Here is a 19,041-nt window from a genome sequence, read left to right on the forward strand (position 1 = left end):
TAACAGATTTTTATTGAAAGGAATAGTAAATGAGTAAAACAAACAGAGCAAAGTTTGTGATGTGTCCAGTACATGGAGCAATTGAAATCAGTAGTTGTGAATCTGCTGTGATTGACCATTACTTAATGCAAAAGAACAGACACATTCTACAAAACGATGTCCTTCAATATGTCTTCCCTGGCGCAACCCATAACCGATTTTCTCATTCAATTGGTGCAATGCATATTGCAGGTCGTGTAATCAGTAAGATTATTTCTGTCAAGACAAGCGAGTACCTTAAAGAGAGGTTCGCTGATAATGTATCTTCTGTTAGCGAAAAGCATCTGTTAGCATCAGATTACCTTATTAATGTAATTAGATTGGCTGCGTTGTTTCATGACACAGGACATGCAGCATTTTCACACCAGATTGAAAAAACGAATTGTCTTCAATATATCTTCGAGAATGAATCGACTTTCCTAAAACTATGGGAAGGTATCGACTTCGAACAGTTCTATGAAGAAGTTCCTGCAACTATTGAGCATGAACACTACAGTGTAAGAGCCGCATACGAGATCATGACTGATATTGATGCTGAAAGGCTTGGTATCCGCATCAAAGATGTACTCAGTGTACTAGAGACTACAAAAAACGAACCATCCGAAACTCTAATCAGTCACTCTGATGCTCTATGGGAGATCTTCTCAGCGAAGTCCTTTAATCCAGGAAAATGTTCTGAGTTGTCCTCTAAAGAGAAAGCAATAAAAATCCTTAGTCTATTGCAAACAATTTTATCAAGTGAGCTTGATATTGATAAGATGGATTATCTAAATCGAGATAGCTTTTATTGTGGTGTCGCGCATGGCACAGTAGATCTTGGAATTATCATCCAAAATATCAGCGCTCATTATGATGAGGAATCTGGCTGGTTTGGAATGACAGTTAACTCAAAAGCTCTAGGTATCCTACAGAACTTTGTTTATTCCAGATACTCGATGTTTGAACATGTATACAACCACAAAACTTCAAACGGTTTTGAGTTGCTATTGAACTTGGCTATTGAAGAAGTAATGTCCGATGAGGAAACCAGAAAAGAAATTGAAGGTTGCTTCACCTGTATCGAAAGCTTTGCGGATTTAACAGATGATTACCTATGGCAGAAAATCAAAACTCATAGCAAGAAATTTGTGGATTCTTACTGTCGAAAACTAATCAGAAGGCAGCGATTGAAGTATCTTGGTCATTTCGACTATAAAGATTCTTTCGACATTAAAGCTAAGATTAGTGAGCTTGAATCAAAAACTGGTTCATACGTAAACTACAGAATTATTAGTACAAAATTCTCAAGCATTGACAAAGAATACGATCAGATCAAAGTTTCAAGCAAGTGTCCAATTGACAACTCTGTGTCTCTTGTAAATATTGGAGAAGCTTCAAGTTTCTTTGGGAAGCATACAAATAAGAAAGAAATCTTCTTCCATGAAACTTAATTAGAAGGCGACCAAGTCGCCTTCATTAATCAATTCTAAAACTTTTGACTCTTCATGCCTTTAGCATTATATTTGAGTCAATAAACAAAAAATATTTAAATAATTAAAATAACGAGGCTTCACAATGCAGTTAAAATGGATAATTGCGATTATCGTTACGGCAATAATCGTAGGCGTGACAGGCAACACATTCATGGATTACAAAGGAAAAACGGATCAAATCGGTGCTTTCCTTAATAGTTACGGTAATAGTTTTGCAGTAACCTATGATGATGTAAAAATGACATCCCTTGGATCTGATGTATTTACCATCAAGAATTTATCTATCACTTCAAAGAATCTTAGCGTTCAATCTAGCAATGCGACGATTAACTTTAATGATATCCAACAAGGAAAATTCAGTATTCAAAACGCAAACTTTAAGTATTTTGATTACACTGGTAATGCTGAAAACATTTATGTTCACAATCTTAATTTAGGTAATAAAGACAAAGATATCTCCATTTCTCTGAATCGCGTTACTATCAATGGTAAAGGAAATTTAATTGATAATGCAGATATGAACATTCAAGTTAAACAAGCATATGATAAGTTTCAGTTAGATAGTGGATTGACGACCTTTGATGGCGATCAGTTGACGGTTTCTTTGAAGTCTACATTAGACAAGGCAAGCGTTGACAACAATCAAATCTATGATGGGCTTAAAAAGGGTGTCGTTAATGAAGTGAATCTTGACGTTAAAAACGTAACAGCCTTTAATAAGCTAATTAAAGAATACCCTTCTATCAAATCTGATTTGAATGCTTACGCTGTAAAATTTGTTCAACACCACTACCCTAAAGCCAAGAAAGCAGGTATGGATATGATGGACTTCTTGAAGGATCAAAAGACACTTAGTATATCCATCAAACCTACTGCTGATTTAACGCCATATGATTTCTTACAACTTAAAGCAATTGATAGCCTTACATTGTTTGATGCACTAAACCTAGAAATCAAAAAATAACAAAGCATTTTAAAAAAGCCATCAACCTGATGGCTTTTTTTAGTTATAGAGAAATGAAATGAGAATAAATAACCAAGAAATTGAACAAGATATATCTTTATTTATTGAAAACAGAGAAAATATCAAACAACAATACATTAGCTTATCGATCTTTGGTTCTATCAATCTTTTTAAAACTATTGAGCAATGTGTTACAACTCTTAATCAAAACTATACTATCCAAGATACAGTTTCCCTCTCAACTCTAAATGATGACCTTGTAAGCATTATTAATGGATTGTTATCTGCATATAAATACTTCAACAATACTTTTGATGAGATATATTCGTTTGGTAACTTCAAGAAACATCTATCAAAGTCAAACATGCATTTCATAATGGAAACCGAATCTCACCCAGCTATAGATAATCTCAATAGAAAAAGAGATAGGCTCGACTCATTTCCATTTTATGATCTGAAAGAAGATGATTGCATTTTATTACAGAAAGAAGATTCATTGATTGTGCTTAACTCCTGTGGAGTTTCATTCATATATCAGGAAAATGATCTCGCAATAACTATTTCTCAGAATGTGATTACTATTTTCTCAGGTGATAAAAGAGCTACATTTTGTAGTGCTACCATAAAGAAGGAATCCTGTGAAATAACAGGAATTGCAGCGCATACTTGCTCAAAAACTGATAGTGACTTAGCAATAGTAATCTATCTTTCTAAAAACTATCAGATTGGATTATTTAATAAAGTTGTGGATATAGATGGGTTCCAGGCATCTTTAATTTGTGTAGACAAAGATAAATTATATTGTGGGTTATCAAAGTCTGACAGTATGATTAATATCATTAAATCTGGAGATCCTCTCTTTTTTACATTGTTAATGCATAAAGAAATTGATCTACAAGAGTTCGAATTTAGTGAACTGCCCTACTCTAAAATTGTCAATATAGGTTAACAAAAGGTATCTAAGCCAAGACATTTCGCTTTCGTCTTATAGTTGCCTAGAATGGTGCTCAGAAAGCCTCTATTATATTGGATATGCGTTCAGAGTGATGGAGGTTTACATAAAACAAAATACAATGCACTCTATTAACTTACTTCCAGCAGTTATTGTCAGCAATGTAATTAATGTACCTATTGATATACTCAATTGCCGTACTTGTTTTTCTCTTTGTGCAAGGTTCAAAATAATTTCTGGATTCATAGCCATTTTTAGTATGAAGGAATACTTGAATGGTGTATGACATAACCTCAAAGTTTGCATCTAAGTTGTCTCGAACCTCAATGTATGATTCTTTGTTTGAATCAGGTTTAATAATCACCTTTCTTGGTGATACTAGCTCCGTAGTTATTGAGGTATTTAATTCAGTAATCTTATTAACTAAATCATTAAGAAACATTGTTTAATTCCTTTTATTTAACACACAAAGCGAAATAGCTTGTGGTTAAGCCTCTTTTTTTTCAATTTAGATATCCTATGCTGCAATTCTGTTTCGCACTTCCATTACATGCATAGATGTCCCTAGTTTTACATCAGTTTTAGCAAGAGTTACACCGTAATTTCTCGAAATCTGATCGAAGTTATCCACGACACTTTTAAGCTTTTTATCATGAATTTCTTCACCAAGCATCTTCTGAATGTTGTATAGTCCGTTGTATTGTTTTAGGACTTCAATAACTTCTGACTTTGATATTTCAGGGGTTCCAGGAACGCCAAGCGAACTAAGGCCATGAATGGAATAGTATTCACCAAGCATTGCTTTTGGTAACGCAATTCTCGACTTAAGCCACCCCTGATTCTTCGTGGATGTCAAAGCGGCATCTTTAATCTCGACACTTTCGCTTATTAGTGAGAAGCACAATGGGCAATTGGTTATCAGCGTAACCTTGCATTTGCCAGTACCAATTTTATTGCAGATAATGCTACTGATATCAAACACCTCAAGTTTAGAGACTTGTACAGATGCGTATCCACATTGCTTTAAATAAGCTCTGTGCTTACCCAATAGTGCCAAATCCGAAAAGCTAAAGTCGTGCTTTTTAATGCTATAGGTCTCAACTAATTCCTTTCTCCAGCTATTTACCATGTCTGAAAAAACGAATAGCGCATGTGTAGCACCAATTGAGCTGACGATTTTATCCGCAACATCAGCCATAGCAGTATGACTAACCTGCGCTTGCTCTTGTTTCAACATTTGAAACAAATATTGTCCATCAAAAATCACCAAATGCATAACGTAAACCTTTCTTTTTTAATTGCCTTAATAATACCAAAATTATTGCAAGTGACAAGTAATAATGCTATTTTTTATCAAAAGTTTAAGGAGTAACTAATGTGATAACTCAAATCTCTATTGGCGATTTCGTAATTTGTCAAAATGCCAACATTATGCTTGATAAAGGCTTTACCGCGCTTACTGGTGAAACTGGCGCTGGTAAGTCAATCATTCTTGACGCTTTGGCGCTCGCCCTTGGTGAAAGAGCAAACTATAACAAAATCATGAGCAGTAAAGAACAAGCCACTATCACGGTAGCCTTCGATGTAGTTAACTACCCTAAGGTTATCTCATGGCTTGAATTTAACGGCTTTTCTCATGACGGAAACATTATCATTAAGCGAATTTTAAAATCGAATAAAAAAAGCCGCTCATTGATTAATGGCGAACCAATATCTACTACTCAACTCAAAGAGTTAAGTAATCAATTGGTTTCAATTTATGCTCAACATTCCCATCACCAACTCACTAAAAAAGAAAGTGGTCTGAGCGTTTTGGATTCGTGCCTGGCTGAAAGCTCCGCCCTTGCAGCTACGAAAAGCAGTTATAAGGAATACATGCTTACCATAAAGAGCCTGCAAGAAGCTAAAGACAGACTGGGAGCTATGAAGGTTCAGCAAGAACTAAACCGCTTTTATCTGAATGAGCTAGAAGAACTAAATCCCGATGATGATGAGTATGACAACTTAAAAGAATCCTTTACTAAGCATAGTAATAAAGAAAAGATCTTATCTGATATAAGTTCAGCAGCTTCTGTCTTAGAAAATGAGGATTTCTCAGTTGCGTCAGCAATTACTGAAGCGCAGAAAAAGTTGAATCACCTACTAGGTACAGATCAGGTGATTGATGATGTCTATGGAATGCTTGAAGAAGCTTCAATTAACGTTCAAGAGTCAGTATCAAATCTTTCAGCCTTATCGAATAACTATGAAATGGATGACTTTGATATCAATGAAGCTGGTTCTCGTATCGCCAAGTTTGAAAGCATCGCGAAAAAGCATGATGTTAACCCTAATGATCTTTTAAGCGTTAAATCTAGGCTAGAAAGAGATGTGAATGGATTTGATGAAGTAGAGCAAGAAATCATCGAACTTAAGGAAAAATCAGAGCAAAAATTTGAAGCGTTTAAAGAGCATGGATTAGTACTCCATTCTGAGCGCCTGAAAGCGGCAGAGTTGATTGAAGCTAAAATGCAGGAGATGATGCCAGGCTTAGGGCTTGAAACTGCTCAAATTTCATTTGAGCTAAAAATGACAGACGCAGCTAAAAGTACAGGTTTAACTTCTTGTGAAATTTTGTTCAGCGCGAATAAAGGGACTGAGAAGCAACCACTTTCGCAAGCCATTTCTGGTGGTGAGCTTTCAAGGGTTTCACTATGCTTGCAAGTTGCAATTTCTGAAAGAAGTTCGCTACCTACTTTGATTTTCGATGAAGTTGATGTCGGTATTGGTGGTAAATCAGCGGATTCTGTGGGCGCTATGCTTAAGCAGTTAGGAATTAACGCACAAGTGGTTTCAATTACACACCAACCTTCTGTTGCTTCTTATTCTGATCATCATCTTGTAGTCTCTAAAGACAATACGCAAGATACTGTATCAAATAAGATTGTTATGTTATCTGATGAAGAAAAAATCAAAGAGATTGCGCGTATGTTAAACGGAGATGAAAATTCACAGGAGTCCATAGGATTGGCTAAGAGTATGATTAGTCGCAGTTAATTTTTAGTGTAAGGATAAAGCCAATTTGATATAATGATATAAAACAATCATTGATTTAATTAATTATGTCAAATTACAACGCACTATTAGCCAAAGCTTCGTATGTTGAGCATGGACAAAACAAAGAAATCCTTAATGGCTGGAAATTTGAAGAGGTAGAAAGTGGAAAGTACATCGTTACCCGTAGTAACGGTACGAAAGTCGAACCACCTTCCGCCTCTGAAGAAGCCAGTAATGATCACTGCCTCCTGAAAGTTGGTGATGAATTACCAAAAGTCGGTGTGATAGCACAAGATGAGACTGGAGACTTAATCATTGGTGACTACAAAATTCAAAAAGGTAAAGATTTGCTTTTTGGATGGAGCGCTAAGAAAAGTACAGGTAAGTCTTACAAGGTAACGGATCCAAGTGGAAAGCAACACATTGCTAAAGTTGGTGAGTACTTCATTCCAATGAATGGAGTTATAGAGCTTGATGACTTTGGTAACATAGCTGTAACTGATGGCAACTCCATTCGTGTTCTAAAGAAAACTTACGAAATAGAATTAAAGGTACAGAACAAGCGAGAAAATGAGGGGTTTTCTTGCTATATAAACATTAAAGAAAAAAACAAATCAACAAACGGTAAGGATGGCACGAAAGGTGTTTTTTACCCTGCAAAAAACACTAAAGCTGCATACTTCACTGAGCTTTACGGTGGAGAAGAAATTATTACTGCATATTTCCACCCTACCGCTGAAATAAATAAAGTTATCACTGAAACTCTTACTCATGAACAAGCGTTAAAAGTTAAAAAAATTAAAGAAAAAATCAATATCGTTTTATCTGAATGCAAGCAGTTCAATATAGATCCTAACGAGCACCAGGAATATCATTTTCTTAGAGAAGAGCTGTTAGATATCAATAAAGAGTCCAAAAAATACCCAATGGATGTAACCACTGGGTATAGAGCTTTCGGATTGCAGCCTGTTAAAGAAAAAAATCAAACAACTGGTTACTCAAGATAGCCTTTCATGAACGCAGCCATGCCTGTTAGTTCTTCCTCACCAGAAGCCTCAATTTGTTGAGGCTTCTCTTTTGGCTCAACCTCTGATGGCTTAGGTTCAACATCCCTCTTATCTACAGAACCATTTGTCCATCTAGCCAATATGTCAGTAGGATCTTGCTCATCAGGTATTACGTCAGACGCTTTTCCTTTTTTGATCTGCTCGATACTTTCCATGAACTTTGATGAATAGTCATCTTGAATATCTTCCTGAAGTTCGATTTCATTTTCTTCTTCAGTGAGGCGTAGATCTTCATCACTTGAATTATCAGTAGTGTTAGGTTCTTCAACTTGTTCATCTAGATTATCAGTAGTGTTAGGTTCTTCAACTTGTTCATCTAGATTATCAGTAGAATCATATTCCTCAACACTTTCATCTGAATTATCAGTAGAATCAGATTCTTCAACGATTTCATATGAATCGTTACGTACTTCTATTGGTTCGTGATCTTGTACAAATGAGTTTTCAGGGGATACATCAACAATTCCCTCGGAGTTTGTATCTTCGTGATTTCCCGATTGAGTTGTTGATAACGAATCCTCTAGCTCGACTAGAGAACCAAAATCAACATGAGTGACAGTTGATTCAGTTTGTATATGATCATCTAAAGTCTGGATTTTATTTTCATCAACGTCATTTATATCTATATCTGTTGAATTAATGCCTTCATTATCATTTGAATCACTTTTAGATTCAGTATCTACGTGACATTCATCGACAAAATTTTCTTCATCTGAAATATGTGGAGAAGTTGAATCTTGAGATGGCTCTGATTGCTCCAGTTCTTCATCTGAGCCAAGTTCCGCTTCTACTTCGTTTTCTGATTGTTTAACATGATTTACGATTCCATCCATCTCTTTTTTGCAATCAGTATCCTTGCCTAAATCTTTTTCACCAGAATCCGTTTCAATTTCCTCAATCATTTGAGAGTCTTCCTCTATTTCCATTTTATTGGATTTAATGTTTTCACTTGAAGAATTTTGAATGTTTTCAGAAGAATCATCATCGTCATCATTATTGATTGGATATGAGTCATTTTCTATTAATTGAACGGTGTCATTTACTCTACCCTTTGAAGAAGTTGGCATATGTCCCTTATCAAGAAGGTACAGAATCCTTTGATTTCTAGTCATAGACATTCTTGAGGGATCATTTCCAACCCAGTAGAACTTTTCAGTATCAGTGTTTATAGAGTCACTTGTCTCACCTCTAAGCAACAAAGACATCGTTCCGTCTTTAGATAGCCTCATGGGATGACCTAGCGGCTCTGACAGGGAATGCATTCTATCAAGGAGAACTTTTGTCTCATCGAAATTTTGAGGGTTTACAAAGTTGTAGGTTTTAGCTACAACCTTACAGATTTTTATATTCCCCTTAATCGTTGAATAAAGAGATTTGACCATTGGGTAAACATTTTTGGATGAATAATGCTTAGTTGTAAATTTGCCTGAATTCATCCTCTTTAAAGGAATAATATCAATCAAAAACTCATTACTCTTAAACGCTGTTTTTGCATGGTCTGAATCAAAATACATGTCTGCTGTTTGTTTAGCTGTTATATATTCTTTTGTTTTTGGGTTATATTTTTGGTACACCTCCAAATAGGAGTTTGGGATCACTTTATAGTCTTTTGTGAGCAAACGAATAGCAAAGCCACCAACCATTCCAGATTGAAACGTCTCATATATTGATTTTTTTACATACTTTCTGGCTTCTTCAATTTCGCTACTGATAAAGGTTCTAATTTTATCGTGTGAATATATAATGCCAGGGAATGAAAAACTAGAATATTTAGCCATTTCAGTTTTGATGGAATCTATTTCATCATCTTCTTCTTTTTCTAATGCCACTTGAAGTTTTTCTGCTAATGACTTGTAGATCTCGAAATCTTTAGGAATAACCAATCGACCAAAACCTATTAATGGTTCATTACTATCCTTGTCTTCACAAAGGACAGTTGCCCACTTAGCAACATAGTTGGTTTCATTATTGTTGTAATCTTTCTCATCTAGAAAGCAACGGGTAAATAGGAGAACCCCTTCCCTTTTATCCTTACCGTTATCTTTCGTTGCAGTACAAGCCTGTTTCGCCTTTCTGTCATCACGGCTAAACTCTTTTATTGAAGGGCTATTTTCAGTTACTTTATCTAATCGAAGTTTAACATTTACAAGCTCACCTTCATGAGTCACACCTAAGACGCTATGAGAATTCTCAGCGCCTCTTTTATTATAAACTCTTGGGTAAAGTATGATATTCATATTATTTCTTAAATAAAAAAGTGGATATAAAATATATCCACTATATTATTACAGTTGCCGATTTTTTTAAACCAATAAAAAACTAGAAGAGTTCAAGTTCGTCATCGTATGAACTAGCTTTTTCCTTAGACTCTTTTTCCAGTTCCTCTAAAACACCAGGCTCGGTTGGATCGAAGTTTCGCTTGGTTTCTTCATGAATGTTGTGAATCTCTTTCATTTCAACAACAGAGTCTTTAATTAATGATTCAACTGAAGACGCTAGGTTCGTGATGAAGCCATAATCAACATGGTTTTTGCTTCTTGTTACATTTAATCTTGTTGATGATTTAGATTGAGAGAAAATCTCTGAGTCTTCAGGATTTCCACCAAGCTCAACAAACTTCTTCATCAGCAGCTTACTGTCCACACTTGGTTTAGTTTCTGATGTAGAAAAGCTAATAGCTCCAACCTGAGTTTTCTTGCCTACAGGAGCGATGTTAACACCTTGGATCTGTAATAGCTCTTCAACTCTGCTACGAGCAGTTTTCTTCATCTTATCAGATTCTGAAGCCAGCTTATTGTATAAAGCATACTCAGCAATTGCTCCTTTAAGACCTGAAGGCATATCGTTTACTGTTTCGAATTCCTTATCGTAGGAAACAACAGGTACAATGCCCTTCTGAACGTATTCATTGTAGTAATAGTCACCGATGTCTTTAACGGCTAAACAAAGATCATCATTAATTGGTTCTACCGTTACCATACAAGAAAAATCTTCCACCGATAGAATAGCAGCAGCGCAGTGATCGATTTTCACACCGTACTTGCCTTCAATGAATGCTTTATTTTGAGCCATAGCTGCTCGGCTTCCATCACCAATATCTTTATATGCAGCTTCAGCCTTTTCATGGTTTTTAGGGATTCTGAAATCCACCATCCAGACCTTATCAAATTTATCTTTGTAAAGACCGCCGATATTCGCAGACATCCAAGGGTATTCACCCCACGGCTCACCAGATTTAACCTTCGCCACTAGTGCGTCTAGCGGTTTAAGCTCATAGCGATGCATTTCTTTGAGGAATTCTCTCATCGCATCATCTTTCAATCTCATACTTCTCAATGCGGCATTAGGCATAGATTGTACGTTAGTCATTGCTAGTTTTTCTTGAACCACAGTAGAAACACTGTGAACATCATCATTACCATAACTTATAAAACCACCATTATGGGATACATATAAAACCCCCATATCGCGTGGATTGAAGGTCGAAAGACGTTTAATCGAATAGCGCAATGAATTCTCAACTTTCTTGGATAGTGACTCTGGAGTAAGAGATTTTTCTACCCTTTCAATGTCAAGCTTAAGGATTTCAGCGCCAGAACGAAGCCAGTCATCCATGATGTCTTCAGACACATGTGGAGCAACTTGCTTGAAGTAAGTCTTTATTTCGTCAAATTTAATTTGCATTTACTTTTTCCAAATTTATTAATATCATTGCTTTCCTTAATATTAACACACATAAAATCAATTTCGTAATAAAAAATGAAATTTCACACACTGAAACTGTGTCCTTCAACGGACTTAAAAGCACTAATCGGCAAGTTGTCGCATGATGAATTTGGAAAAGCAATGATGTTGCTTTTTACGCTATGGGAGCACGGAGACGAACAATCTAATCTAGATATAGACTCGGAACATGTTCTAGCTATCTTCGGAAAAGCAGGTGATGCAGAAGATTTTGTTAGCAAGGTAAGCTCCATTGATAGTGACATACTTACAGTATCTCTAGACTTAGAGAGTTTAAGTAACAAGGTGTCTTCTTATTTTCTAGCTAAATTGCTAAAGAATGAGCAGCTAGAGCAAGCAAAGCTTGCAAATCTTCGAATTCTTAATACTCGCTCTTCGCAACAAAGCAAATCTTTGTTCGATGCGATTAACAATGAAGATAACGAACTTGCTGTTAAGTATGTAGATCCTACTTTGGAAGTTCTTGGCGAATACAATGGTTGGTTGCCTACAAAAAGGTATGAAACCGAGGGGCAGGTATTCCGTGTTAGGGATAAGCACCTAGCACTTTTAAGGCAGGCATTTCCTGGCGTTGATGTTGACATGGAAATTCTTGACATGTATGAGTGGCTTAGGGATAATCCGCTCCAAAGAAAGCCATTAGCAATGATGAACTCATTTATTCAACGCTGGTTGTCAAACTCACTTACAAGTAGTGTTAATGCGCTAAATGAAAAAGATAAAGAATTCAATTTTGATGATCTACCTGTAGATTTTTAGGTAATAAATATGTCTATATCCGATAATGTTTATCTTTATATACAAAAAACAAAGAAAGTCGATAATAAGTCAAAAGATATTGTGTGTTTTACCTCTGTTGATGCAGAGTTGATTGTGGCTGAAATGCAAAGATACTGCATTACGGATGACAAAATTGAAAAATTTGTATGCAAATACCTTGAAGATCGAGGTGATACACCTCAGGCTTTAGATACAATTCTTGCTGCTGCAAAGCGTTACTCGTATCAGCCGTATGTCGCTGAAATGTTTAAAAGATTCAGCTCCTATTTTGAATCCTTTCGAATACCAAAAGAACCATCGAAAGTCACCGACTTGTTCAGGGAGTGGGTGGATGCATTAGAGCGTAAATCGATAAACCCAACTACAATACAAGAAAACTTGGATAACCTTTTATCTGGATGGACTGGCTCTTTCGCCCCTACTCCAAACCAGTTTGTGGATTTTTGTGAAAATTCTCGCGTAATCGTTAATCAGCAATTTGTTGATTTTATGCAGAGAATGTCCTTCAGGTATAAGAGATTATGGGATGACTCAGGTGTTTTTCGAGTATTTTTATACAATGAATTTGTACAAAACAATCTGGAATGTGTAGATTTCAAAGCATTAGAAATCGAAATTACAAAAGACCCAAGATACGTTGATTTTCCGCCGAACGTGTCTCATTTGATTACAATATCAAAGTATCTCCTAATCGAAGGCTGTGTACCTCCTTGTAGGGCGTACAGTGTTGCAACAAACCCTAAAAATGAATTGCACAATAATTGGATTATCAAAGAAACAAGGCGAAGAATTGGCGGTTTCGATCTTAGAGTCGGTGAAATGTCAAAAATGAAAGCTAGATTTGATTCAATGTACGCGATTGTTCTTGATGAGGTATACAGCGGAAAGCTTACAGAAACACAAGCGAATTTGGCACCAGTTAAGCAAGACCTTCCTGACGGAGATCCAGTTAAGAGCGCAGAATTTTTTGCGAATCTGCTGAACGGGATTTAATATGAATGACTTACTATACAGCGAATTAAAAAGATATATAAATTCAGTTGATTTTCTTGAATTCAATGGCTCTGTGAACAAAATCAGCCTGGAAATCATGTTTATAATCGCAAAGCATTCAAATAAAATGAAAAAAATCTTTGAAAATGATAGCTTGTATGATTATTATGTGTCTAATAAAAGAATTTTGGTTGATGAAGCTCTATCGATTGATTCGGGCAATACACAGTTTAGGAATAACCTTAACTACTACTTGAACACTAGATGTCTCAATCACCCTGGATTTAAAAGTGAACTGCTAGAAATTTTTATTTTTGAGCATATCATTTAAATAAACTAAACAACTAAATAAATTAAGGAATAAATATGTCTTTTAAACCATTTGGCGTTTTAAATGCTTTCATTTCAACAAAAAATGAGGCTTTCCAAAATCTAACTGCTGACAGTATCAATAAATGCCTAGAAAGCCTGCCTTTTAAGCGCGTATCTGGCAATGTTCGACACTATTCAGGTTGGGTTCCCCCACATCTTGACATGCAGGTTCTTGGGGCTGTATCAGAAGGAAATATTCTGATGGCGCTTAAAACTGAAGAAAAGAAAATTAATACTTCAGAGCTTAAAGAACTGTTGGATGCTGAGTTCGCAAAATTTAAGAAAGAAAACAATGTTGAGAAAGTGCCAAAAGACGAAAAATCTCAGATCAAGACCAAGCTTGAGAACGAGCTTCTTAAAACAGCACAGAGTAAGTTTTCAACCACTCTAGGATGGCTGTGTATCGCTGAGAAGCGCCTAATCCTAAACACTGGTAATATGAAGCAAGCAGAGCGATTCATTGACCTTCTAGAGCGCACAATCCAACTAACTGATAATGAGTTCAAAGGTTTTGAGTTTGCTCCACTACAAGTGGCTACAGATATCCCTCTTAAAATGACAGCTTGGGTTGAAGACACAAACACAATGCCAGATCAACTTGAGATTATGAGTGAGTGTATCATTCGCGAACCACAGCGTGATGGGCGTAAACAAGGTAAGATCTCGTATTCAGCTCAAACGCTTGAAGGTGATCGTAACCTAGAAATTTATCTTGGCGAGAAAAATTACAGCGTTGTCAACCTAGCATTGTCTTATAGCAATGAAGATGAAGAAGTGAATGCGCGTATGAGCATTGACGAAAGCTTTATGATTAAGAAATTCAAGCTAGGCTCATGCTTCAAGGAAATTCTTAAAGGCAATGAATATGACACGGAACTACAGCAGTTCGACACTGAATTCAACGCTTTCACAAAATACACAAATACCGTGCTAAACGGTGTTATCGAATGCTTTGGTGGTCTTGCTAAAAATGAAGAAATTTCTAGTCAAGATTAAGAAGCCCATTGTTATATTGGGGCTACTTGTAGCCCCTTTTCTTCTTAATTCACTCCTTAAATCTAATCACAAAGCACCCATTTCTATTAATCTACTTAAGAAAGTAGATGGAATCTATGTTCATCAATGCAAAGGTTTGATGAGCGATGATTTAGTCATTACTGCCAGCCACTGTTTCACAGGTGATGATGAAGAGTACATTCCTCTCTATATACATTCAGGCGCAAAATACTACGAAGTAATGAAACCATTTTATGTTGGTAAATATACTGGCTTAACAGGTTCCGACATTGCTTTATCTGGAAAGTTTAGTTCTGAACTTATCGGTGAGTGTCAAGATTATGGATATACTGCAAATTACCTTAATATGTGTAACTTAACACCTAATGGTGATGGTTCTGCATATTATTCAGATAACTGTATTTACCCTAAGGGAATGAGCGGTACTGTTCTTGTAAACAAAAATCAAAAAGCTTGTTTAGTATATTCTGGTTTTTATGATATTATCGACAAAAATAAAAATTCAATAAAAAAAATAGGTGTTTTTAAACCTCTAAAAGGAATAAAAAATGAGTATGTTGATTGATGCTAACCCTGTAGATCTTAAAGAAGTGAGTGAATTCGTATCAAACTTTAAAACAAGAAAAGCCTACGTTGGCATTTTTAGTGATGGACTTGACCTCTCAAGCGTTACCAGTAAATTTGAGTCTATAGAAGATATGACAAGCGTTTACAGTAATTTACCATTGGAAATCAATAAGTTCATCAATGGTTTTATTTTTTGCAATGACTTCTACCTGCTTTTTGGTAAAAATAGAGTTATTGGAAATGTAGCTGCAAGTGAATCGTATTCGGAAATGTTAAAACTTCTTCATCTTATAAGAGAAAAAAGTTTGAAAACCGAAATTAATTAGTTTAAGTTATAAAACAAAAATTATGAATAAAATTATGAATAAAATTATAGCTTTTACTTCTATTCTTCTTTGTTCTAACGCTATCGCCTCTGAAACCAATCCTTTCCTGCCATATCAGTATATTGAAGATAAATCGGCAATGTGTGAAAAGGAGGATCCAGTTGAGCAATCGCTTTCTGAAACAGGAAGAGCTTCCGTTAACCAAAATCTTGACTTCGTGGCTGAAGTAGATGGTGTCAAGATTTATTACGATTCAGCTAAAGACGTGTATGTAGAGATTTCTAATAATGAATAAAAATAAAGTTAATAAATTAAGTTTAATAATTGGTTGTATACTGGCTGTTTCTACTTTGTCTGGTTGTACCTCGGGTAAATCTATTCCTAAATCACTGGAAGAAGCATTAAATCAGGACAAGATAACCAATAATGTTGTAAATGATTGGAAGAATGAAGAGCCTCCAATTCGATTTGTTCCTATTAACGACCTTTTAATTTTAGAGGAAGGCTCCCCTATACCAGATAAGTTTTCTAATAAGAATATTAAGACTGGTTTTCGAGGTAGTGCTACTATAAAAGACCTTGTTCCAATTCTAAAGCAAAAAGGTTTGTATCTAGTAATTCCTGACGAAGCTATTAGAACCATGCCAATAGTAATGATTGACTTTGATGGTAAGCTTGGTCATTTACTGGATGCTTTTGAGGCAGCTTATGGCATCAACTTCAGCTACCATGCTGGCGATATTGTTACTGTTGAGAAGTTAACTTCTTACCAGTTGCGAATTCCTCAAGATGATGTGATAGCCAAACAGATACAAAACGATCTCAAATCAATGGGTGCTGAAGAAGTAAGTTACTCTGTAAATGCGGCTACAATCTTTTATAAAGCTTCAAAAGCAAACCATCAGAAGATTACAACGTATCTTGACAGGCTGACAGTGAACACTAGTTTGGTTTCAATGCAAGTAGCTATCATTACAGTGCAAGTAAATAGGCATAAAGCTGAAGGCATTGATTGGAGTAAGTTTGGAATCAAAATTGGTGATGGCGTTCAGACGGGTGACACCGTAACTAGCGATGATTCATCAGATGACTCGTCTGATTCTGACAGTGATAATAGCAATAGCACTAATCCTGCCGAAGAACTAGGAAGCTCAATTAGAGATGTTAAAGCAAATGCATCAATAACTGGTACATCGTCAGCACTGGAGATTGGCAATGGTGAGTTTACTCTTTCAAACGTTATTGATTTCTTATCTACCTATGGTAAAGCTGAAACATCACAGTCATTAATTATGAAAACCTTATCAGGGCGAGAAGTAATGATGAGCGTTGGTGATAAAGTTCCTTATATAGATGAGCTTAGTGGAACATCAGATACTGAATCTGATAGTGAGTCTTCAAATGTCTCTGTTACATACCTTGATTTAGGTACGAAACTACATTTGAAACCTTGGTTTGATGCAAAATCCCAGCTCGTTACAATCGATTTTGGCATGGAGATTAGCAGCTTAACTAAATGGGTAGAGCTAAATGCTGGTAATCAATTAGGAATGGTTTCTCAGCCTCAAACTCGTGAGCAGAAGTTTAGTGATGTTATTAAGATCATGGCTGGTGAGTCAGTAATCATTGGCGGTATTAGTTTTAATGAATATAGCGATGATAGAAATGCCCCATCATTTGCTGAAGATTCAGATATTGCTTATCAAAAGCAGAACTATTCTAAAAACAGTACATTTATAATGATCCGTCCAACAGTTACCATTTTTGGAAACAGATAAGAAGAAATAAAAATGAGTGAAGATAAAAATGGCTTTTTAAGTCGAATTTTCAAAAGAAAAAACAAGCGCCAGGAGGAGCTTGTAATAGACGATTCTCCTACTCCTGATTCTTTGGCTGTTGATGATTCTGACTCCGATGCAAGCACACCTGATGAAAACTCAGTCATCAATGTTAGTGACGAAAAAAATAAGAAAGGTTTTTTTGCTAAAAAGTCCAAGAAACAAGATAAGAAAATGCAGACTAAAGAAAAGGAAGTCGTTGTTTCTGAGCCAATCGAGTTCTACATGGGTTATTATGCAAAAGTAACCAAAAAGGAAGTTAAGGAATATTTATTTAACTTTGCTTCAGCCAATGTAACGCCTATTGATAATGCTTTCTACAACATAGTTTCTTATGGCGAGGGTTATCTTTGGGAAATACATGAAGGTGGTTCAGGTCGCGGAGCTTTAACCTCTATTATAGAAGAGCTTGATGATTCAGATAGCGTTACCATAATCAAGGAAAACTTTTCATTAGCAGTGGTCAAGGATGAAGAGAAGATTTCTGTAGCTAAAATTAGTGCTGCTAACTTGAAGTACCACAAAGAAAACAAAAATATTGTTTTCAAAGATAAGATGAATAAATTTACTTCTTCTGGATATGGATTCTTTGTCTTTAGTTTTATTATGCTTACTGCTTCATTCATTCTGCTTGGCGCTGCTATGGTGAACAGGCAAGATGAAAAGAACAGAATCACTAATGAGCATCTATATGAGAGTAGTACTAAAAGCCCTATGCTCGAAATTAATAAGCTCAATAGATACATGACTAATGAGAATAGTGGCGTTTATGTGAAAGATATGCGTTATGTGGTTGCAACAAACACATGGAAGATCACTACCTCCCCTACTCCAAATTATGATTCTATCAAGAAAAACGTTATTGATCGTGTTACTAAAAAAGAAGAAACGGTTGAAGAAGTAAAGGATTCAATTGAAGACCTAGAAAACACAATCACTAATACTGAACCTAAAAAATCTAAGAAAGATGTTTTGAATAAATTAGCGGAGTAGATATGCCTTTTTTAAAGAAAAACTTTTTCAAATTTGCTGGAACTCTGATTTTCTTCATTGCACTATCAGTCATTGGTCTTTCTGTATACCTTTTTTCCAATCCTGGTGTTGAGTATGAAGAAAAGGCTGTTGAAAAGTTTGCCTATGAGCAGTGTAAAAAAGAATCTGTAGAGCTTGGTTACGCGGTAACGGTTCACCCTAAGAGCAAGTACCTTATTTTGAAGAATGTCGGTCTTGAAGACTGGAAAGAAGAACTTGCAAAGTCATCAATTGTTATAGAAAGGTGCAAAGGATTCACGCTTAGAGAGTACTGTATGGGTGAATCATGTAGGGCTTTTGGTGATAAAGAGCCTATGTCTGGAATAACATTCGCCCTTAAACCAGCGAAAAAAGTCATTATAAAACAGTAAGTTAAATCAAACTTAAGCGAGCCTAGGCTCGCTTTTTTATTGTCTTAAAATGGCTAATTTTCACATTTATCAATAAATATTTTTTTTACTTTGTAAATGATTAATAAAAAAGATAATTAAGCTTGCTAAAAAAAATGTTTTTAATTATTTAAAAAAAATGGTTGCTAGGTCATATTATTAACAATATTATTTAGACATGTGATGAGCATCACACAAAACAAAAAACAAACAAATAAATAATAAATAAATAAATAAATAATAAAAAGGTAATTAACAAATGTTTAACTTAATCATCTCAATCATCGCAATCGCTCTAGTTGTAGTTCTAGCAGGTGCTTCACTTTACTACGGCGGTGACGCGTTCAACCGTGGTTCTTCTGACGCTAAAGCAGCGACTCTAATTAACCAAGCACAACAAATCCAAGCTGCTGCAACTCTATTTACAGCTTCTGAAGGTGGTGCTCCTACTGC

20 protein-coding genes are annotated in these 19,041 nt (G+C 35.7%); 16 read left to right on the plus strand and 4 right to left on the minus strand.

Going from position 1 to position 19,041, the window contains the following annotated elements:
- The first annotated feature begins 29 nt into the window (after nt 1–29).
- The 3 genes from AACT42_RS13175 (at nt 30) to AACT42_RS13185 (ending at nt 3,424) form a co-directional block, all read left to right on the plus strand.
- The gene (locus AACT42_RS13175; RefSeq protein ID WP_094132621.1) at nt 30–1,469 is read left to right on the plus strand and encodes an HD domain-containing protein; all 1,440 of its coding nucleotides are present in this window, start codon (nt 30–32) and stop codon (nt 1,467–1,469) included.
- A 124-nt stretch (nt 1,470–1,593) separates the two neighbouring features.
- Nucleotides 1,594–2,475 (plus strand): hypothetical protein, encoded by an 882-nt coding sequence (locus tag AACT42_RS13180; RefSeq protein WP_094132624.1) that lies wholly within the window; start codon nt 1,594–1,596, stop codon nt 2,473–2,475.
- Between the two features lie 58 nt (nt 2,476–2,533).
- Entirely contained in the window at nt 2,534–3,424 is an 891-nt protein-coding gene (locus tag AACT42_RS13185) for a hypothetical protein (RefSeq protein WP_094182857.1), read from the plus strand.
- A gap of 139 nt (nt 3,425–3,563) precedes the next feature.
- On the opposite strand, the gene AACT42_RS13190 is transcribed toward AACT42_RS13185, so the two are convergent.
- Both AACT42_RS13190 and AACT42_RS13195 read right to left on the minus strand, forming a co-directional pair.
- Complete coding sequence (locus AACT42_RS13190) at nt 3,564–3,869, minus strand: hypothetical protein (RefSeq protein ID WP_094133574.1); 306 nt, start codon at nt 3,867–3,869, stop codon at nt 3,564–3,566.
- 75 nt (nt 3,870–3,944) lie between these two features.
- Nucleotides 3,945–4,703 carry a hypothetical protein gene (locus AACT42_RS13195; RefSeq protein ID WP_094133575.1) on the minus strand — a complete coding sequence of 253 codons (759 nt, stop codon included), beginning with the start codon at nt 4,701–4,703 and terminating at the stop codon, nt 3,945–3,947.
- Nucleotides 4,704–4,804: 101 nt separating this feature from the next.
- On the opposite strand from AACT42_RS13195, the gene AACT42_RS13200 reads away from it, so the two are divergent.
- Both AACT42_RS13200 and AACT42_RS13205 read left to right on the plus strand, forming a co-directional pair.
- Complete coding sequence (locus AACT42_RS13200; protein WP_094133576.1) at nt 4,805–6,463, plus strand: DNA repair protein RecN; 1,659 nt, start codon at nt 4,805–4,807, stop codon at nt 6,461–6,463.
- A 65-nt stretch (nt 6,464–6,528) separates the two neighbouring features.
- Nucleotides 6,529–7,470 (plus strand): hypothetical protein, encoded by a 942-nt coding sequence (locus tag AACT42_RS13205; protein WP_094133577.1) that lies wholly within the window; start codon nt 6,529–6,531, stop codon nt 7,468–7,470.
- On the opposite strand, the gene AACT42_RS13210 is transcribed toward AACT42_RS13205, so the two are convergent.
- Nucleotides 7,458–9,767, minus strand: coding sequence for a hypothetical protein (locus AACT42_RS13210; RefSeq protein WP_094133578.1), 2,310 nt, complete (start codon nt 9,765–9,767; stop codon nt 7,458–7,460). The genes AACT42_RS13205 and AACT42_RS13210 overlap by 13 nt on opposite strands.
- Before the next feature lie 82 nt (nt 9,768–9,849).
- Nucleotides 9,850–11,214, minus strand: a complete 1,365-nt coding sequence (locus tag AACT42_RS13215; RefSeq protein ID WP_094133579.1) for a hypothetical protein — start codon at nt 11,212–11,214, stop codon at nt 9,850–9,852.
- A gap of 75 nt (nt 11,215–11,289) precedes the next feature.
- On the opposite strand from AACT42_RS13215, the gene AACT42_RS13220 reads away from it, so the two are divergent.
- From AACT42_RS13220 to AACT42_RS13270, 11 genes are all read left to right on the plus strand, one after another.
- Nucleotides 11,290–12,033: a hypothetical protein gene (locus AACT42_RS13220; protein WP_141193246.1), complete on the plus strand. Its 744-nt coding sequence runs from the start codon at nt 11,290–11,292 to the stop codon at nt 12,031–12,033.
- A 9-nt stretch (nt 12,034–12,042) separates the two neighbouring features.
- Nucleotides 12,043–13,047 carry a hypothetical protein gene (locus tag AACT42_RS13225; protein WP_094133581.1) on the plus strand — a complete coding sequence of 335 codons (1,005 nt, stop codon included), beginning with the start codon at nt 12,043–12,045 and terminating at the stop codon, nt 13,045–13,047.
- 1 nt (nt 13,048) lies between these two features.
- Nucleotides 13,049–13,378 carry a hypothetical protein gene (locus AACT42_RS13230; RefSeq protein ID WP_094133582.1) on the plus strand — a complete coding sequence of 110 codons (330 nt, stop codon included), beginning with the start codon at nt 13,049–13,051 and terminating at the stop codon, nt 13,376–13,378.
- 35 nt (nt 13,379–13,413) lie between these two features.
- Nucleotides 13,414–14,415 carry a recombination-associated protein RdgC gene (gene rdgC, locus AACT42_RS13235; RefSeq protein ID WP_094133583.1) on the plus strand — a complete coding sequence of 334 codons (1,002 nt, stop codon included), beginning with the start codon at nt 13,414–13,416 and terminating at the stop codon, nt 14,413–14,415.
- Nucleotides 14,390–15,001, plus strand: coding sequence for a hypothetical protein (locus tag AACT42_RS13240; RefSeq protein ID WP_094133584.1), 612 nt, complete (start codon nt 14,390–14,392; stop codon nt 14,999–15,001). The genes rdgC and AACT42_RS13240 overlap by 26 nt, the downstream gene beginning before the upstream one ends.
- The gene (locus tag AACT42_RS13245; RefSeq protein WP_094182858.1) at nt 14,985–15,329 is read left to right on the plus strand and encodes a hypothetical protein; all 345 of its coding nucleotides are present in this window, start codon (nt 14,985–14,987) and stop codon (nt 15,327–15,329) included. The genes AACT42_RS13240 and AACT42_RS13245 overlap by 17 nt, the downstream gene beginning before the upstream one ends.
- Before the next feature lie 34 nt (nt 15,330–15,363).
- Nucleotides 15,364–15,624 carry a hypothetical protein gene (locus tag AACT42_RS13250; protein WP_094182859.1) on the plus strand — a complete coding sequence of 87 codons (261 nt, stop codon included), beginning with the start codon at nt 15,364–15,366 and terminating at the stop codon, nt 15,622–15,624.
- The gene (locus AACT42_RS13255; RefSeq protein WP_094182860.1) at nt 15,617–17,107 is read left to right on the plus strand and encodes a hypothetical protein; all 1,491 of its coding nucleotides are present in this window, start codon (nt 15,617–15,619) and stop codon (nt 17,105–17,107) included. The genes AACT42_RS13250 and AACT42_RS13255 overlap by 8 nt, the downstream gene beginning before the upstream one ends.
- Nucleotides 17,108–17,119: 12 nt before the next feature.
- Entirely contained in the window at nt 17,120–18,160 is a 1,041-nt protein-coding gene (locus AACT42_RS13260) for a hypothetical protein (RefSeq protein ID WP_094132380.1), read from the plus strand.
- Between the two features lie 2 nt (nt 18,161–18,162).
- On the plus strand, nt 18,163–18,570 hold the full coding sequence (locus AACT42_RS13265; protein WP_094132382.1) for a hypothetical protein: 408 nt from the start codon (nt 18,163–18,165) through the stop codon (nt 18,568–18,570).
- 277 nt (nt 18,571–18,847) lie between these two features.
- On the plus strand, nt 18,848–19,041 hold a 194-nt coding region (locus AACT42_RS13270), incomplete at its 3' end, for a hypothetical protein (protein WP_217899762.1).

This window comes from Vibrio sp. V15_P4S5T153, assembly GCF_963874485.1.
GTDB classification, from domain to species: Bacteria; Pseudomonadota; Gammaproteobacteria; order Enterobacterales; family Vibrionaceae; genus Vibrio; species Vibrio anguillarum.

Excerpts from the sequence above, each read along its gene's own strand:
- AACT42_RS13175 (WP_094132621.1), top strand. The coding sequence starts at position 30 with ATGAGTAAAACAAACAGAGCAAAGTTTGTGATGTGTCCAGTACATGGA.
- AACT42_RS13180 (WP_094132624.1), top strand. The coding sequence starts at position 1,594 with ATGCAGTTAAAATGGATAATTGCGATTATCGTTACGGCAATAATCGTA.
- AACT42_RS13185 (WP_094182857.1), top strand. The coding sequence starts at position 2,534 with ATGAGAATAAATAACCAAGAAATTGAACAAGATATATCTTTATTTATT.
- AACT42_RS13190 (WP_094133574.1), bottom strand. The coding sequence starts at position 3,869 with ATGTTTCTTAATGATTTAGTTAATAAGATTACTGAATTAAATACCTCA.
- AACT42_RS13195 (WP_094133575.1), bottom strand. The coding sequence starts at position 4,703 with ATGCATTTGGTGATTTTTGATGGACAATATTTGTTTCAAATGTTGAAA.
- AACT42_RS13205 (WP_094133577.1), top strand. The coding sequence starts at position 6,529 with ATGTCAAATTACAACGCACTATTAGCCAAAGCTTCGTATGTTGAGCAT.
- AACT42_RS13210 (WP_094133578.1), bottom strand. The coding sequence starts at position 9,767 with ATGAATATCATACTTTACCCAAGAGTTTATAATAAAAGAGGCGCTGAG.
- AACT42_RS13215 (WP_094133579.1), bottom strand. The coding sequence starts at position 11,214 with ATGCAAATTAAATTTGACGAAATAAAGACTTACTTCAAGCAAGTTGCT.
- AACT42_RS13220 (WP_141193246.1), top strand. The coding sequence starts at position 11,290 with ATGAAATTTCACACACTGAAACTGTGTCCTTCAACGGACTTAAAAGCA.
- AACT42_RS13225 (WP_094133581.1), top strand. The coding sequence starts at position 12,043 with ATGTCTATATCCGATAATGTTTATCTTTATATACAAAAAACAAAGAAA.
- AACT42_RS13230 (WP_094133582.1), top strand. The coding sequence starts at position 13,049 with ATGAATGACTTACTATACAGCGAATTAAAAAGATATATAAATTCAGTT.
- rdgC (WP_094133583.1), top strand. The coding sequence starts at position 13,414 with ATGTCTTTTAAACCATTTGGCGTTTTAAATGCTTTCATTTCAACAAAA.
- AACT42_RS13240 (WP_094133584.1), top strand. The coding sequence starts at position 14,390 with ATGAAGAAATTTCTAGTCAAGATTAAGAAGCCCATTGTTATATTGGGG.
- AACT42_RS13245 (WP_094182858.1), top strand. The coding sequence starts at position 14,985 with ATGAGTATGTTGATTGATGCTAACCCTGTAGATCTTAAAGAAGTGAGT.
- AACT42_RS13250 (WP_094182859.1), top strand. The coding sequence starts at position 15,364 with ATGAATAAAATTATAGCTTTTACTTCTATTCTTCTTTGTTCTAACGCT.
- AACT42_RS13255 (WP_094182860.1), top strand. The coding sequence starts at position 15,617 with ATGAATAAAAATAAAGTTAATAAATTAAGTTTAATAATTGGTTGTATA.
- AACT42_RS13260 (WP_094132380.1), top strand. The coding sequence starts at position 17,120 with ATGAGTGAAGATAAAAATGGCTTTTTAAGTCGAATTTTCAAAAGAAAA.
- AACT42_RS13265 (WP_094132382.1), top strand. The coding sequence starts at position 18,163 with ATGCCTTTTTTAAAGAAAAACTTTTTCAAATTTGCTGGAACTCTGATT.